This window comes from Nocardioides soli (assembly GCF_014191495.1).
Taxonomy (GTDB): domain Bacteria; phylum Actinomycetota; class Actinomycetes; order Propionibacteriales; family Nocardioidaceae; genus Nocardioides; species Nocardioides soli.
In genome coordinates this window covers 57,592-73,037 of the sequence record NZ_JACHWR010000001.1, presented here as the reverse complement: position 1 = coordinate 73,037, position 15,446 = coordinate 57,592, and the positions used below count along the sequence as shown (strand labels likewise).

At 74.1% G+C, this 15,446-nt stretch carries 10 protein-coding genes; 5 read left to right on the top strand and 5 right to left on the bottom strand.

Annotated elements, in window-relative coordinates; genetic code table 11:
• The first annotated feature begins 8 nt into the window (after window positions 1-8).
• From dprE2 to FHU40_RS00340, 3 genes are read left to right on the top strand one after another with little or no spacing between them, the layout of a single operon-like run.
• Window positions 9-764 carry a decaprenylphospho-beta-D-erythro-pentofuranosid-2-ulose 2-reductase gene (gene dprE2 / locus FHU40_RS00350; RefSeq protein WP_183590321.1) on the top strand — a complete coding sequence of 252 codons (756 nt, stop codon included), beginning with the start codon at window positions 9-11 and terminating at the stop codon, window positions 762-764.
• 2 nt (window positions 765-766) lie between these two features.
• Window positions 767-2,467, top strand: a complete 1,701-nt coding sequence (locus FHU40_RS00345) for an MmpA family trehalose lipid delivery protein (protein WP_183590320.1) — start codon at window positions 767-769, stop codon at window positions 2,465-2,467.
• Between the two features lie 31 nt (window positions 2,468-2,498).
• Window positions 2,499-2,654 carry a hypothetical protein gene (locus tag FHU40_RS00340; RefSeq protein WP_183590319.1) on the top strand — a complete coding sequence of 52 codons (156 nt, stop codon included), beginning with the start codon at window positions 2,499-2,501 and terminating at the stop codon, window positions 2,652-2,654.
• Between the two features lie 21 nt (window positions 2,655-2,675).
• Here the strand turns inward: FHU40_RS00340 and FHU40_RS00335 are convergent, their stop codons facing one another.
• Window positions 2,676-3,857 (bottom strand): glycosyltransferase, encoded by a 1,182-nt coding sequence (locus tag FHU40_RS00335; RefSeq protein ID WP_183590318.1) that lies wholly within the window; start codon window positions 3,855-3,857, stop codon window positions 2,676-2,678.
• A 44-nt stretch (window positions 3,858-3,901) separates the two neighbouring features.
• Here FHU40_RS00335 and FHU40_RS00330 point away from each other — a divergent pair, with 44 nt between their 5' ends.
• On the top strand, window positions 3,902-4,663 hold the full coding sequence (locus FHU40_RS00330; RefSeq protein ID WP_183590317.1) for a class I SAM-dependent methyltransferase: 762 nt from the start codon (window positions 3,902-3,904) through the stop codon (window positions 4,661-4,663).
• Window positions 4,663-8,814 (top strand): alpha-(1->3)-arabinofuranosyltransferase domain-containing protein, encoded by a 4,152-nt coding sequence (locus FHU40_RS00325; RefSeq protein WP_183590316.1) that lies wholly within the window; start codon window positions 4,663-4,665, stop codon window positions 8,812-8,814. Before FHU40_RS00330 ends, FHU40_RS00325 begins: the two co-directional genes overlap by 1 nt.
• On the opposite strand, the gene FHU40_RS00320 is transcribed toward FHU40_RS00325, so the two are convergent.
• Genes FHU40_RS00320 through FHU40_RS00305 form a run of 4 tightly spaced genes read right to left on the bottom strand, consistent with a single transcriptional unit; the run spans window position 8,730 to window position 15,374 of the window.
• Window positions 8,730-10,547 (bottom strand): hypothetical protein, encoded by a 1,818-nt coding sequence (locus tag FHU40_RS00320; protein WP_183590315.1) that lies wholly within the window; start codon window positions 10,545-10,547, stop codon window positions 8,730-8,732. The genes FHU40_RS00325 and FHU40_RS00320 overlap by 85 nt on opposite strands.
• Window positions 10,544-11,728, bottom strand: coding sequence for an acyltransferase family protein (locus FHU40_RS00315; RefSeq protein ID WP_183590314.1), 1,185 nt, complete (start codon window positions 11,726-11,728; stop codon window positions 10,544-10,546). The genes FHU40_RS00320 and FHU40_RS00315 overlap by 4 nt, the downstream gene beginning before the upstream one ends.
• A complete protein-coding gene (locus FHU40_RS00310; protein ID WP_183590313.1) occupies window positions 11,725-13,590 on the bottom strand; it encodes a hypothetical protein in 1,866 nt (621 codons plus the stop codon). Before FHU40_RS00310 ends, FHU40_RS00315 begins: the two co-directional genes overlap by 4 nt.
• On the bottom strand, window positions 13,587-15,374 hold the full coding sequence (locus tag FHU40_RS00305; protein ID WP_183590312.1) for a DUF2339 domain-containing protein: 1,788 nt from the start codon (window positions 15,372-15,374) through the stop codon (window positions 13,587-13,589). Before FHU40_RS00305 ends, FHU40_RS00310 begins: the two co-directional genes overlap by 4 nt.
• Window positions 15,375-15,446: the final 72 nt, after the last annotated feature.

Here is a 15,446-nt window from a genome sequence, read left to right as displayed (position 1 = left end):
AGGCCCCCATGATCAACGCGCTCGGCCGGCCGCAGACCGTCCTTCTCCTGGGCGGGACCAGCGACATCGCCCTCGCCCTGGCCCGGTCGTGGGCCCACGAGCCCGGCCTGTACGTCGTGCTGGCGGCCCGTCCGGGCCCGCGCCGCGACGCGGCCGCCGCGGAGCTCGAGCAGCTCGGGTGCGTCGTGGAGCCCATCGACTTCGAGGCGACCGACACCGCCCGGCACCCGGCGCTCATCGAGTCGGTCGCGTCCGGCCGTGACATCGACGTGGCGGTGGTCGCCTTCGGGGTGCTCGGCGACGAGGAGCGGGCCTGGCAGGACCACGAGACCGCGGTCCACCTGGCCGAGGTCAACTACGTCGCGCCGGTCAGCGTCGGCGTCTGCCTGGCCGAGCGGCTGCGCCGCCAGGGCCACGGGGTGATCGTCGCGCTCTCGTCGGTCGCGGGGGAGCGGGTGCGGCGCTCGAACTTCGCCTACGGCGCGTCGAAGGCGGGCATGGACGGCTTCTATCTCGGCCTCGGCGAGGCGCTGCGCGGCAGCGGCGCCCGGGTGCTCGTGGTCCGGCCGGGCTTCGTGCACACCAAGATGACGGCCGGTCGCGACGCCGCACCGCTGTCGGTGAGCGCCGAGCAGGTCGCGAGCGCGGTGACCAAGGCGGTCGCCTCGGGCGATGACCTGATCTGGGTGCCGGCCGCGATGCGCGGGGTCATGTCCGGCCTGCGCCACGTGCCGCGCTCGCTCTTCCGCCGGCTGCCGATCTGACCATGGGCCCGACCCTGCGGCGCCTCCTCCCGGACCTGTGGGCGGTGCTGCTCGCCGTGCTCCTGCTCGGGCCCGCGCTCGGGGCGGGCTACCTGCTGACCTACGACATGGTCTGGGTGCCCGACCTCGCGGTGCGCGGCGACTTCCTCGGGCTGGGGCCGGCGCTGCCCCGGGCGGTCCCCTCCGACCTGGTGGTGGCGCTCGCCGACGAGGTCGTGCCCGGCATGCTGCTGCAGAAGGCGGTGCTGCTCGGCTGCCTGGCCGCGGGCGGCCTCGGCGCCGCGCGCCTGGCCGGCCCGGGCCTGGTGGCGCGCTCGGTCGCCGTCAGCGTCGCGGTGTGGAGCCCGTTCGTCGTCGAGCGGCTGTGGATCGGGCACTGGCCGGTGCTGCTGTGTTGGGCGGCGCTGCCGTGGCTGGTGCTGGCGGGGGCCCGGTTCCGAGACGAGTCGCGGGTCGGCGCCGCGCTGCCGCTCCTGCTGCTGGTCGGGTCGCTGAGCGCGAACGCCGGGGTGATGTCGGCCGCGGTCCTGCTCGCGGTCGCCGCCACCCGCCGGCGCCGGCCCCTCGCGACGCTGCTCGTGCTGGTCGGTGCCGCCAACGCGCCCTGGGTCGTCGCCGGGCTGCTGCACGCCTCCGGTGCGACCTCGGACTCGACCGGCTCGGTCTTCGCCCTGAACGGCGACGGGCTCCCCGCGCCGCTGGCGGCCCTCACCCTCGGCGGGATCTGGAACGCCCAGGTCGTGCCGGGCAGCCGCGACGTGCTCGCGCTCGGGATCGTCGCGACCGGGCTGCTGGCCGCGGCGGCGGCGTACGGCCTGCGCCCGGCGTGGCGGCGGCTCGGCGCCCGCACCTGCGGTGCGCTGGCCGGCCTCTGGGTCGCGGGCTACCTGCTGGCCGTGCTCACCTGGCTCGCGCCGGACGCCATCGGCTGGCTGGCGGCCCACGTGCCGGGCGGCGGGCTGCTCCGCGACGGTGCCCGCTGGCTCGCCCTGTGCGTGCCGCTCGTGGTGGTGCTGGTCGCCGCGGGCTGCGAGCGCCTGGTCCGGAGACTGCGGATCCCCGGGCTGCGACCGGTGGTGGCGATCGGTGCGGTGCTGGCGCCGCTGGCGCTGCTGCCCGGTGCGGCCTGGGGCCTCCTCGGGACGATGGCTCCCGCGGACTATCCCGACGACTATGCTGCGGCCCGCGCCGCGCTGAGCGAGCGTCCCGACGGGGACCTGCTGGTGCTGCCCTTCAGTGGCTTCCGCGCACCCGCCTGGAACCACGGCCGCACGGTCCTCGACCCGCTGCCGCGCTACCTCCAGCCCGACTACGTCGTCAACGACGAGCTCGCGGTCGACTCGCTCGTGCTCGCCGGCGAGGACCCGCGGACGCCGCAGGTGTACGCCGCGCTCGCACTGCCGACCGAGGTGGCGCGCTCGGCGGCGCTGACGAGACTGGGCATCGCGATGGTCGCCCGCGAGCACGGCGTGCCGGCGCTGCCGACGCAGGACGCCCCACTCGCGGGCGTGGTGCTGCACGACGGTCCCGACGTCGAGGTGGTCCGCCTGGCGGGGTCCGTCGACGTGCGGGAGCCCTCCGCCGGGTGGGTCGCGGCGGTCACGGTGGCCTGGTCCGCGTACGCCGGCCTGCTCGTCGCGGCCGGGTGGAACACGTTCCGGTTACGGCGCTCCGGAATCCGGTCTTCCGCTCGGGGCAGGTGATACGGTCTGCGCCGAGAGGGAGGAACCCCACGTGCAAGCTTTTCTCATCACCTGCGTGAGCCTGCTGGTCGGCGGCGGCCTCGCCGGCGCCACGATCGTCGGGGTCGTCAACAACCAGACCGCGGCTCCCTCCCAGTCGCCCGGCGACTCCACCAACCCGTCGCTGGTCTACGGCCAGACGGAGTAGTGCCCCAGGCCCGCTGACCGGTCAACGGGCGGAGCGCACGCCCTCCTCGGGGAGGTCCTGGTCGGTGACCAGCTCACCGCGGATCGCCGCGGCGACGACGTGGGCGAACGCCGACTGGGAGTGACCCCAGGTGAAGCCCTCGCTGTGCCGCAGTGCGCCGTCGGCGAGCCGGCGCCGGAGCCCGGCGTCCTCCAGCACGGCGCGGAGCGCGGCGGTGAACCCGGCGCGGTCGTCGGCGAGCAGTCCTGAGACGCCGTCGATGATCGACTCCCGGGTGCCGCCGGCGTCGGCGTAGGCGACCGTCGGCGTGCCGTGCGCGGCCGCCTCCCCGACGACCAGGCCCCAGCCCTCCTTGAGGGAGGGCAGCGCCATCACCCAGGACTCCGCGTAGATCTCCTGCTTGCGGACCTCGGAGACATGACCCTCGAAGACCACGATCCCGCGCTCGACCAGCGCTCGCGCGTGGTCGTGCAGCTCGCCCTCCCACCAGCCGCTGCCGACGATGCGCAGCCGCAGGTCGGGGTGGTCGACGGCCAGCTCGGCCGCCGCGTCGATGGCGTGCTCGACCTGCTTGTGCGGCACCAGCCGGCCGACGACGCAGACGGTCGGTGCGGGGCTCTTGTCGACCTCGACCGGCACCACCGGGTCGGTGCCGTTGTGCACGACCGCGACCCGGGGGCCGGTCACGCCGAGCCCGCGCAGCTCCGCGCGGGTGGCCCGCGAGACGGCGACGTACTGGTCGCGCCGGTAGACCCAGGGCGCGAGGCGCCGCTCGACCCACCACCCGAACCGGCCGGTGAGACCGGGGTAGACCACGGGCCACTGCTCGCGGTGCACGTGGTGCACGAGCACGACGACCGGCCTGCGGGTGACCAGCCGGGAGAAGAACGGCAGCCCGTTCTGCACGTCGACCACGACGTCGACCGGTCCGAGCTCGCGGCGCAGCAGCGCCCACATCCCCCGAGCGTAGACCGAGAGCTTCGTCCCGCGGCGGACGAACCGGATCCCGTCGATGGTCTCGTCGGGGGCCGCGCCGGAGTGGGCGACGCAGAAGATCGTGACCGAGCAGCCCCGCTCCACCAGGCCCGCGGCGACCTTCTCGAGATACCTCTCGGCGCCGCCGCCCTCGGGGTTGCGGGTGTCGCGCCAGCTCAGGAAGACGACGCGGCGGCCGGTCAGCTCGTCGGCGTCGGAGGTCGGCACTCGGCGAGGTTACTACCGAGTCACTCCTCGGATAGGGTGCGCGCATGCTGAGCCGGTCGACCCCCGCGTCCGCCGGCGCGCCACCGTGGCGGGCCGACCTGCGCAGGTCCCGCCGGCTGCTCGCCGACTTCCGGGTCGAGCAGTCCGACCCGCGGCGCTTCTACTCCGCGCTCGCCGCCGACTCCATCGGCCAGCTCGCCGGCTACCTCGCCCTCGACGGGGCCACCGTGCTCGACGTCGGCGGCGGGCCGGGCTACTTCCGCGACGCGTTCCGCGAGGCCGGTGCGACGTACTGGGCCCTCGACGCCGACGTCGGTGAGCTGTCCGGCCTCGGGGGCATCGCCGCGGGCACCGTCATCGGCGACGGGATGCGGCTGCCGTTCCGCGACGGGGCGGTCGACCTCTGCTACTCCTCGAACGTGCTCGAGCACGTGTCGCGGCCCTGGGAGATGGCCGACGAGATGCTGCGGGTGACCCGGCCCGGCGGCATCGTCTTCCTGTCGTACACGCTCTGGTACGGGCCGTGGGGCGGGCACGAGACGTCGCCCTGGCACTATCTCGGCGGGGCTCGGGCGCGCCGGCGCTACGCCCGCCGCCACGGGCACGAGCCGAAGAACCGGTACGGCGAGTCGCTCTTCCCGGTGACCGTGCGCCAGGGGCTCGCCTGGGCCCGGTCGCAGCCCTGGGGCGAGGTCGTCGACGTGCTGCCGCGCTACCACCCGCGCTGGAGCCACGGGCTGGTCCGGGTGCCCGTGCTGCGCGAGCTGCTCACCTGGAACCTCGTCATCGTGGTGCGCAAGGCGTGATGCCGCCCGACGCCCCGCCCCGGGGGCTGGCCACGTCGCGGTTGCGGATGTGGGGGTACGCCGCGATCCTCGCCGCACTCGCGTTCTCCCAGTCGGCGGGCCGGATGGTCGCCGACACGAAGTTCGACCTGGTCACCGACCCCGCGAAGTTCCTGGGCAACGCACTGCGGCTGTGGGACCCGTCCGCGGCGTTCGGGCAGATCCAGAACCAGGCCTACGGCTACGCCTGGCCGATGGGCCCGTTCTTCCTGCTCGGCGACCTCCTCCAGCTGCCCGGCTGGGTGGTCCAGCGACTGTGGTGGACCCTGCTGCTCTGTGCGGCGTTCTTCGGGATCGTCCGGCTCGCCCAGCGCCTGGGCCTCGGCACGCCGCTGACGCAGGTCGTCGCGGCCTTCGCCTACGTGCTGACGCCGCGGATCACCACGCTCCTCGGCGGGACGTCGGTCGAGATCTGGCCGATGGCGCTCGCGCCGTGGGTGCTGCTCCCGCTGGTCCGCGGCAGCCGGGAGGGCTCGGTACGCCGCGCCGCCGCCGTCAGCGCCCTCGTCGTGGCGTGCTGCGGAGGGGTGAACGCGGTCGCCGTGGCGGCCGTGCTGCCGCTCGGGGTGATCTGGATCCTGACCCGCGGCCCGGGGCCGCGGAAGTGGCCGCTCCTGGGCTGGTGGACGCTGTTCACCGCGCTCGCCACGATGTGGTGGTGGGCGCCACTGATCTTCCTGGGTCGCTACAGCGTTCCGTTCCTCGACTACATCGAGAACGCGACGGTCACCACCGTCCCCACCGACCTGCTGCGCACCCTGATCGGCGAGTCCGACTGGGTCGCCTACTTCGCCGGCATCGACTACCCGGCCGGCCAGTTCCTCGTCACCACGCCGTTCCTGATGCTCGACGCCGCGGTGATCGCGGCGTTCGGGATCGTCGGAGTCGGGCTCGCGAGCAACCCGCACCGCAGGTTCCTGACCTGGGGCGTGCTCGTCGGCCTGGCGCTGGTCGGCCTCGGCTACGCCGGCGACCTCTCCGGCTTCCTCGCCGGCGAGCGCGTCGAGCTGCTCGACGGCCCGCTCGCGCCGCTGCGCAACCTGCACAAGTTCGACGTCGTGCTGCGGGTGCCGCTAATGCTCGGCCTCGCCCACGTCCTGGCGACGCTGCCCGCCCTGGTCCGCGGCCGCCGGGACCGCGCGTCCACCTGGGCGGTCCGGTCGCTGTGGGCCGCGGCTCTGCTCGCCGTGGTCGCGACGACGCTGCCGTGGGCGCAGGACCGCATCGCACCGCGTGAGGGCGTCGTCGAGGTGCCGGACTACTGGTACGACGTGGCGCGCTACCTGCACGACCACGACGACGGCACGGTCTCGCTGGTGCTGCCGGCCTCGAGCTTCGGCGTCTACTCGTGGGGCAACGTCCACGACGACGTCCTCCAGGGGCTGGCCGACAGCCCCTGGGCGGTCCGCAACGTCATCCCGCTCGCCCAGCCCGGCAACGTGGCGTTCCTCGACGCCGTCACACGTGCCGTCGAGGCGGGCCGGCCCAGCGACACGCTCGCCGAGGTGCTGGCCGTCAACGGTGTCGGGAGGCTCGTGGTCCGCAACGACCTCGACCGGTTCGAGACGGGCGCACCGGACCCCGCCTACGTCGAGCGGGCGCTGGCGGACTCGCCGGGCATCCGGCTGGCGAGGTCGTTCGGGCCGACGGTCGGCGCCCCGCCGGTGGACGAGGTCGAGACACCCGAGGGCGACGTCCGGGTGCTGACCGGCTCCGGCATCGCGGCGGAGGTCGGCTCGGTCGACGTCTACGAGGTCGCCGGCGCTCGCACGATGACGGTCAACGACCCGCCCCCGCTCGTGGGCGATCCCGGCAGCGGCTTCCAGACGGCGGCCGCGGGCCTTGGTGCGGGGCCCTTCGTCCTGCCCGACGACGTCCGCGGCGACGAGGGCGGCGCGATCCTCACCGACGGGAACAAGCGGCGCGAGGTCAACTTCGCCGCGGTGCGCGCCAACCAGTCCGCCACCATGCCCGCGATCCAGCCGTACCGGCTGCGTGGACCCGAGCACCAGCACCGATTCCTGCGCGACCAGGACCGATGGCAGACGACCGAGGCCTGGGCCGGGGACGTCTCGTCGGCCGACGCGAGCACCTCGCAGGCGTACGCCGAGGCGCTGCCGCCCCTCGAGCCCGGGACCCATCCCGGCGCGGCTCTCGACCACGACCCGGCCACGGCCTGGCGTTCGGCGCGACAGGTACGGCCGGTGGGGCAGTGGTGGCAGGTGCGGTTCGTCGAGCCGGTTCCGGTGCCCCAGGTGCGCGTCACGCTGGCGGCCGGCTCCGCACCGGTGGACCAGCTCGTACTCCAGTCCGGCACCCGGTCGCGGCTGGTCCCGGCGCCCGAGCCCGGCGGCTCGCGCACCTACGCCCTCGGCTTCACCGACGCGTCGCTCCTGCGGATCACCGCCGCGGGGACCGACCCGGACCTCGGGGGGTCGTTCTCGCTCGCCGAGGTCGAGGTGCCCGGCATCGTGGCGCAGCGCTTCCTCGACCTGCCGCCGCCCGACCAGCGGATGCCGGTCTCGTCGATCCTGCTCCAGCGGGACCGCGAGCGCGCCGCCTGCGTCGAGGTCGGCTCGGCGTTCCCGTGCGACGACGCGCTCGTCGCGTCGGGGGAGGACGGCGACACGCTGGCGCGGCGCTTCCGGCTCTCCTTCGCCGACACCTACCGGCTGTCCGCGACGGCCTCCCTGCGGCGCACCGTCGACGCCAGCGACCTGCTCGCCTCCGGCGTCCGGGTCAGCAGCGACGCCGACGTGCGCGACGTCGCCGAGGGCCCCGTCGCCCTCGCGGACGGCGATCTCGGTACCTCGTGGGTCTCGCGCTCGGCGGGCGAGACCGTGCACCTGGAGTTCCCCGAGCGGCGCCGCATCGACGCGCTCCGGATCTCGGTGGACGACGGAGCGCCCGTCTCCCGGCCGACGCGGGTCGAGCTGACCTCCGGCGACCGGCGTCGGGTGCTGCCGGTCGAGGACGGCGTCGTCCGGGTCCCCGGGTGGCGCGTCGACGAGCTCGACCTGACGGTGCGGAAGGTCGAGCGCGCCTACTCCGCGTCGGGCAGCGAGTTCGTCGAGCTGCCGCCGGGCATCTCCGAGCTGGAGGTCGACGGCGAGTCGCTGAACCCCGGAGCGACGACGCCCCGCAGGTTCCGGTGTGGGACGGGCCCGCGGATCGGGGTCGCGGGCGTCGTGCAGGAGACGGCGCTCACCGCCAGCACCCAGGACCTGATCCGGGGGAGGAGCGTCCCCCTGCGGCTGTGCGAGACGACGGAGGCGGACCTGGACGCCGAGCCCACCTCGGCCCTCGCCGTCCCGACGCTGCTGCGGGCCGAGACCCTGACGCTGGCCGCGGCGGGCTCCGAGCCGAGCTCGCCGCTGTCCGGCGGCGCCGTCCGCCGCGACGCGCGCGGGACCCCGGACGCGGTCGACGTGCCCGCGCGCGACGCCGCGACCGTGCTCACCCTGCCGCAGAACGTCAACGCCGGCTGGCTGGCCACGCTGGACGGACGGGAGCTGTCGGCGACTCGCACGGACGGCTGGAAGCAGGCCTGGCGGCTGCCGGCCGGCGGCGCGGCGACGGTCGAGCTGACCTATCGCCCGGCCGTGCCTTTCGTCGCGCTGCTCGGCCTCAGCGCGCTGGCGGTCCTGGGCGTCCTCGGCGTGGCGCTCTGGCCGCGCCGAGGCGGGCGGCGGGAGTCGCCGGGGCTGCGCACCGGTCGGGTGGGGCTGCTCGACGTGGTCGTGGCCCTCGGCGCCGGGGCGCAGCTCGCGGGCTGGTGGGGGCTGGGCGGCACGGCGCTCGCGCTCGTGGTCGCCCGGCTGCTGCGCCGGACCTTCGAGGGCTGGGCGTGGCTGGCCGGGCTCGCGGTGCTCGGCGGTGCGCTGGCGCTGAGCGTCGACGTCCTCACGGACCGCTCGTGGGCGACGACCTGGAGCCAGGCATGGGTCCTGGGCGCGGTCTGCCTGCTCGCCGCCGGGCTGGCCGGGGGCGGTCGTCCGGCCGGTCCCACCGCGGGTCAGCCCGCCGGTCAGCCGGCCGGGAGCACCGCCCCGATCTCCAGGCGCTCGAGACACGCCGTACCGGACGCCACGCGTACGTCGACCGACGCGTAGGCGCCCGGCGCCGGCGTGATCAGCGTGTGCTCCCCCCGCTCCAGCCGGACGTCGACCGTGCGGTCGCCGATCCGCAGCGTGGCGTCGGTGTCGCGGGCCGCGGCGTACCGCAGCCGCAGGTACCAGTCGGGCCCCAGCACCGGACCGTCCAGCACGTGCGTCGTGCGGGCCGTGAGCGCCCGCGCGAAGCAGCCGTCGGCGCCGACGGCCGCCCGCTGGGTCCGCTGCGGCACGAACGTGATCGGGCGGAACCGACCGGCCGCGTCGACCACCGCGCCGCCGTCGGTCACGGTGGTCGCCACCTGCGGCCCGGGGCTCAGCATCGGGAACATGTGGCGGTAGGTGTTGGTGGGGTAGGCCAGCGGCGCCCACAGCCAGTCCGGCACCGTCCGGTTGAGGAGCACCGCGTCGGGATCCTCGGCCATCGAGGCGGCGACGTTGCCGTAGTAGCGCTCCGGACTGGTGTCGGTCAGGTTCCGCAGCGGGTAGGACGCCGTGCTCGCCACCGCCAGCGCCAGATAGCCGACCAGGCCGCCGACCACCCACGACGGCCGGGAGATCGACCACGTCGCGCCGGGGCGCGGCTCGGCGGACTGCCGGGCGCCCGGCACCGGCAGGAACGCCAGGCCCGCGGCCAGGGCGACGGTGAGCGCCGACTCGGTCTGGAACCGGAGGTCCAGGGCGATCGCGCTGCCGAAGTAGATGGCGCGGCTGACCGCGATCAGCGCGGCGTTGGCCAGCAGCCCGGCGACCGGGATCAGCCAGGCCCGCAGGCCGTGGCGCCGGGTCATCCCCGACGCGAGCACCACGACCCCGAGGACGACCCAGGAGAGCACCAGCAGCAGCTGCGAGGGGTGCACCTCGCTCTGGGTGACGCCGGAGACCTGCCAGTCGAGCGGGCCGCCGGCCGCGCCGATCGGGAAGGCGACGCCCGCGAGGTCGCGGAGCACCCCGAACAGCGGGCGGCTGCGCACCGAGCCCGCGTCGAAGTTGAGGGCGAAGGGCGCGTACGCCGCGAGGTAGACGAGGACGGCGACCACCTGGACGACGACCGCCGCGCGGTACCTGTTCCACAGCTGGCGCAGCCGGTCGGGGAACGTGCCCTCCGTGAAGTACAGCAGCGCGACGAGCCAGAGCACGACGAAGCCGGTGAGCGTCCGCTCGACGAACAGCAGGCCGACGGCCATCCAGGCGAACGTGGCGACCAGGGCCGGCCACCGCGGCGAGCGCAGGTAGGCCACGAACGACGACAGCGCCATGATGACCGCGAGCAGCATCGGCACCTGGTTGACCGCCGCGGCCCACCAGATCGTGGCGGGGATCAGGAAGGGGGAGAAGAGGAACAGCACCAGCGGCACCAGCGCCGCCCACCGCACGCCGAAGAGGCGCAGTACGAGCCGCAGCGCGGCGAGGCCGGTGAGCGCGAAGCCGACGACGATCTGCACGGCCGGATAGGCGAACGACATGGCGTCGGCGTGGGCGTTGAGCCAGGTGAGCAGGGCGCCGGCGGGCATCAGGTGCCCGTTGTAGGGCTCGACCAGGTAGGTCCAGGTCAGCGGCCCGTCCAGCGCCCGCTGGATGAAGTAGAAGTCGTCGTAGAAGAACCAGGCCCCCTGGAGCTGCCAGGCCCGGAACGCGGTCGCGACGGCGACCACCAGGAGGCCGGCCAGCAGCACGCCGCGCCCGGCGCTGCGCTGCGGCCGGGCGGCGCGCCCGGCGCCGCTGCCGATCACCGGACCGTCGCCCCCATCGGTCGTGCCTCGCGGTCCATGCGGCTGAAGTACCGGATGTTCTTGGCCCTCAGGATCGGCTTCTCGAACAGGTAGAAGGACGCCGTCGCGAGGACGATCGTCACCACCAGCGTGGCCCCGGCGACCGTGAGGTAGCGGCCGGTGAAGATCGGGATGTCGAGCACCGCGAACACCGCGTTGAGCACGAGCATGTGGATCGCGAAGATGCCGTAGGAGATCTCGCCGAGCCAGAAGAGCACCGGCCCGCTGAGCTGGGTGCGCACCCACCCCTCACGCTCCGGCCCGAACACCAGCGGCAGCACGTAGAGCGCGCCCGCCACGGCGTACAGGACCACCTTGGAGCCGGCCTCCCAGCCGCCGGGGACCAGCAGCTGCCGTGGCCCGGCGAGCGGCGAGCAGGCGATCGCGAAGACGGCGGTGGCCAGGATCCAGCACCCGGGCAGGTCGCGGGCCAGCCGCTCCAGCACGTGGTCGCCGGGCTCGACCGCGAGCTTGGCGGACACCGCGGCGAACCACACGCCGACCAGGAACCACGGCAGGTATCCGGGCAGCCACTGGGCGTAGTGGCCCTCGTGACCCGGGACCTGGGCGACGACCGCCTGCCAGGCGACGCCGGCGACGAACAGCACCCCGGCCCGGCGCAGCACCGACCGCACCTCGAGCCGGTGCCCACCCCGCCGGGGCTGCCAGGTCAGCCACCAGCACAGGAACGGCAGCACGACGTAGAAGGCGACCTCGGTGCACAGGCTCCACATCTGGGTGAGCGAGCTCGGCAGCAGCTCGGGCCAGTAGAGCTGGGTGAGGGTGAGGTTGCGGAGCCAGACCTCCCAGCTCGAGCCGTCGTTCGCCGGGTCGAGGGCGAGCGCGGCGACGACCACCGCCCAGTAGAGCGGCAGGATCCGCAGCGCCCGCTTCCACAGGTAGTGGCGGGTCGACGGCGCGCGCCGGCCCAGGGCGGCGGTGAGGAACCACGGCCGGCTCAGCAGGAAGCCGGACAGCACGAAGAACAGGGTGACGCCGAAGTCGAGACGGGCCAGGGCCGCGCCGATCCAGCCGTGGTTGATCTGGCCGGTGTTGAAGGCGGCATGGGTGAGCACGACCATGATCGCGCCGATCGCGCGCACGGCGTTCAGGGTCGGGAACGAGCGGTCCTGGAACGTCATGAGCCGGCCCCGTCGCCGTCGGCGGCGCCGGCCGGGTCCGCCGGCGCGAGAGGACCGGCGGTGACGTCGTCGGTGCACAGCTGGGCGCCGCCGGCCAGGCCCGAGATCGTCACGCTGCCCACGGGCTCGTGCGCGGCGCGGTCGGCGACGAGTGGGGTCCTGACGTACAACGCGTGGAGTCCTCTCACGATGGTGGCGGAGATCGTCTCACCACCGACCTCGACGGACACGGGGCTGGTGCCGCTGCTGAGGTAGCCGATCCGGACCCAGGAGCGGGCGTTCCAGCGCGCCTCCGGGCCGGGCTCGAGCCCGGTCGGGTCGAGCGGGATGGTGCGCGGCCGGTCGGCGACCCGATAGCCGCAGTCCTGCTCGTCGCCGGGCGGCGCCTGCTCCAGCGGGGTGATCACCGACGGCACGACCCGGCCGTCGTCGGTGACCGTGGCCACGGCGTCGATCGCGGCGTCCGGGAACGAGACGTCCTTGCCGTACGCCGTCAGCAGGTGGCTGAGGGTGTTGTCGGGATAGGAGTAGGCGCCCATCACGACCTCCGGGACCGTGGTGTCGTCCAGGACCAGCGGCTCGGTGGCCGCGTCGAGCGCCGCGAACAGGTGGGCGAAGTAGGCCTGACCGGGGTCATGGGTCTGCCAGTGCCGGACGAACAGCGTCGAGGAGGCCAGCGCGAGCGCGACCGGCACCACGACCGCGACGGCCACCCGGCGCGGATGGTCGAGCAGCGCGCTCGGCCGGCGGACCTCCACGGGCTCGACGGCGCCGCGCACGGGGAGCACCGCCAGGACGAGCGCGATCGCCGTCACCGCCGCGAGCTCGCCCTGGTAGCGGTAGTCGAGGCTCACGATCGTGCCCAGGTAGGTCACCCGGCCGGCGGTGATGAGCAGGATGTTCGCCGCCACGAAGCCGAGCGGCAGCAGCCAGGCGCGCAGGCTGCGGGTGCGGGCCCGCCGGATCTCCCAGATCACCAGCCCCGCGGCGAGCACGCTGGCCCAGCGCACCGCGCTCACCGGGTCGGGGAAGGCGGCCTGGTCGAGGTAGTGCCACCGCAGCGGGCCGCCGGCAAGGGACGGGAGGTACCCGCGGCCCACCATGTTCCACGCGACCTCGGCCAGGCTGCCGTCGGTGGCCGCGCCGGGGTCGAAGTCGAGCGCGGTGGTCACGTAGGCGAGGAGGTAGGCGCCGAGCGCCACGGCGTACACGACGACCCCGCGCGCGTAGGTGCGCAGCACGGTGACCGCCCGCACTCCCGGGGTGCCGGAGGCGAAGTAGGCGAGCGCCAGGAACGCGACGGCGCCGAAGAGCAGGATTGTCTTCTCGAAGAAGGCCAGGCCGAACGCCGACCACGCGACCGTGAGCAGGGCGTACCTCAGCCGCCGGGTGCGCAGGTACGTCGCGTGCGTGCCGAGCCCCGCGAAGAGGGCGATGTGCCAGGGCAGCTGGTTGACCCCCGCCGCCCACCAGATCGCCACGGGGGTGGTGATCACGCTGAAGAGGTAGAACGCGAGCGGGGGCAGGATGCCGGGACGCCACCCGAACATCCGGACCAGCATCCACAGCAGCGCCGCGGCGGCGCCGGCCTGCAGCACCAGCAGCATCGTCGCGGTGACCCGGAAGTCGTACGGCGCGAGGGCGTCGGCCAGCCAGGAGAGGTACATCCCGCCCGGCATCAGGTGGCCGATGTAGGGCTCGAGCGCGGCGGTGGGGCTGGGGCCGGCGCCGGCCATCCGGGCCATGAAGTTGAAGTCGTCGTAGTGGTACCAGGAGCCGTAGGTCGCCCAGGCCCGGAAGGCGAGCTGGGCGGCGATCATCGCGACGGCCGTGACGAGGATGCCGCGCCGCGACCAGGTCATGACGACGAGTCGGGGACCGGGGCCCCGAGCACGAGGTCGGTGACGCACAGGTCGCTCCCGCGCGGGTAGTCGCTCAGCTCGACCTCGTCGAACTCACCGGCCGCCTGGACGAAGACGTCGTGCTCGCCGGCCGGCAGTACCAGGTCATGGATCTCCTCGCCGGCCGTCATGGTCAGCGACGTCGCGCGCGGAGCCTCGTAGCTCATCTCGATCCACCACCCGCCGCCCAGGACGGGGCCGTCGAGCGGGATGGTCGTCGTGTCGTCCTCGAGCCGGTAGCCGCACCCTCCGGTCCTCTTCATCGACCGGGCCGGGTCGATGGTCACCGGCGCCAGGCGGCCGTCGTCGTCGAGGATGAACAGCTCGTCGACCGCCGAGCGTGGGAAGGACGTCTTGTCGGCGTAGGGCCGCAGCACGTGGCGGTAGGAGTTCTCCGGGAAGCGGAAGGACCAGAGCAGGGTCTGGGGGATGCCGCGATCGACGAGCGGCACGGGGTGCTCGGGGGCGGCCGCGAGGGTGGTGCGGGCGTTGCGGAAGAACTCGGGGGAGTCGTTGCGGCTCTGCCACAGGTCGACGTAGCGCACGGTCGAGACCAGCGCGAGCGCGGTGACGACCAGCGCGACGCCGCCGACGAACGCGCGGCCCTCGTAGCTGCGGGGTACGCCCGCGCGCGGCATGTTCTGCTCGACGGCGCCCCGCAGCGGCAGGAAGGCCAGCCCGAGGCAGAGGGCGGCCACCGCGGCGGACTCGGTCTGGTAGCGGTACTCGCGGCCGATCTCCGGGCCGACGATCGCCGCGCGGGCGCTGGCGAGCAGCACCACGTTGGCGAGCATCGTGAAGCCGAGCAGCGACCAGGCGCGCTTGCTGAGCACCCGGCTGAAGACGGCGTACGCGACGGTGCCGGCGACGCCGGCCCACGAGGCCAGCAGGAGCAGGTCGGACGGGTCGGCCAGGGAGCCGACGTTCAGGGCCTGCCACGTGATCGGGCCGCCGACGAGGCCGGCGGACAGCGCGACGCCCACGAGGTTCCAGGCGATCGGACCCCACGCCACGTCGGCCGACTCCTCGAGACCGAAGTCCAGTCCCCAGTGCACGTAGGCGGCGAGGTAGCCGGCGGCGACCAGGCCGTGCGCGACGATGCCCAGCCGGTAGCGGTCCCACAGTCCGCGGAGTCGCACCGGCGTGTTCCCGGTGCCGAACCAGCAGAGGGCGACCAGGGCGTAGATCCCGAAGAGGATCATCGTCTTCTCGTAGAAGAGCAGGCCGAAGACGGTCCACAGCAGGGTGGCCACGAGGTGGCGGGTCCGGCGGGTGCGCAGGTACGCCAGGTGCGCCGTGAGTCCGAACCCGAGCGCGATCTGCAGCGGGAGCTGGTTGATGCCGGCGGCGAACCAGATGCCGGCGGAGAGCGTGAAGACCCAGAACAGGTAGCCCGCGAGCAGGACCAGCACGAACGGTCGCCGCCCGAACATCGAGACCAGCAGCCGGAGGAAGCCGATCGCGGCCACGGCTTGGAGCACGAGCAGCGTCAGCGCCCAGGGCCACCACTCGTACGCCGCCCAGTCGGTCAGCAGCCGGACGACGGCGAAGCCCGCCGGCATCAGGTGGCCGCCGTACGACTCGAGCAGGTAGTCGGCGTCGAAGGGCTGGTTCATCGCCCGGGACATGAACGCCAGGTCGTCGAAGTAGAACCACGACCCCGACAGGGCCCAGGCGCGCACCCCGAGCTGACCGGCGATCAGGAGCGCGCCGAGCACGAGGAAGCGGTCGGGGCGGCGCGGCACGCCGGGACTATGTCACATCGGGAAGCCGAGAAGTCAGACCGGGAAGCCGAGAAAAGATTTCGACACGAGTGT